We start from the raw sequence: 690 nt of genomic DNA, 5'->3' as shown, positions 1-690 counted from the left end.
GGGCCTCGAAAAAGGTTTAGAGAAAGGCATGGAAATGGGGCTCGAGAAAGGCCTTGACCAAGGCGCTCATAAAAACAGTATATTTAACCTCCTCAAAACCAAAGTTCGTTTTCCGGACTGGCCGGTCGAGGAATTGGCCGACTTCACCGGGCTGCCACAGGGGACCGTGCAGGAAGTGCTCGATATCATTGCAAATAGCGGCCAGAGCAAGTTGCTGGGCTATATGCAGGAAGAGCTGCTTGCCGATATCCCGCTCAGTGCAGAAGAAGAGGAGAAGCTGCAAGAGCTGGCGGAAAAGCTGCTGACGGGCACAGGCAGGTAGATTCGTATATCTTCAATTAATTGTTTTTGCTTTTTGCAATTAAATACAATAACGGGCATATTTGTGTGGCTAAATCTCTGTGCCATGCCCTCAAAGCCCAAAATACATCAGCCCGATGATCGCTTTTTCCGCCACGCCATGAGCAAACCAGAGGTCGCAAAAAAGTACATTGAGCACTTCTATCCGGACATTGCGCGCATTACCGACCTCGGGAGCCTGAAGCTGGAGAGCAGCCTCAGTATTCAGCCCAGCCTAAGGGAATTCAAAGCCGATGTCATCTACCGCTGCCGCCTCAAAAAGAGGAAGAGCAGCATTTGTACTTTTGTCTGCTGCTTGAGCACAAATCACAGCCCGATAAATACGTGTCC

1 protein-coding gene and 1 pseudogene are annotated in these 690 nt (G+C 49.9%); both read left to right on the top strand.

The window, feature by feature from the left end; translation table 11 throughout:
* Positions 1–322, top strand: a pseudogene (locus tag FRY97_RS21990) (hypothetical protein); the annotation flags it as partial.
* 84 nt (positions 323–406) lie between these two features.
* A partial coding sequence (locus FRY97_RS21985) for an Rpn family recombination-promoting nuclease/putative transposase (RefSeq protein WP_147169771.1) occupies positions 407–690 on the top strand: 284 nt, incomplete at its 3' end.

Origin of the sequence: Phaeodactylibacter luteus (assembly GCF_007993045.1) — a bacterium.
Classification (GTDB): Bacteria; Bacteroidota; Bacteroidia; order Chitinophagales; family Saprospiraceae; genus Phaeodactylibacter; species Phaeodactylibacter luteus.
Note: the sequence above shows the minus strand (reverse complement) of the source record. Positions and strands in the feature narration are given on the sequence as shown.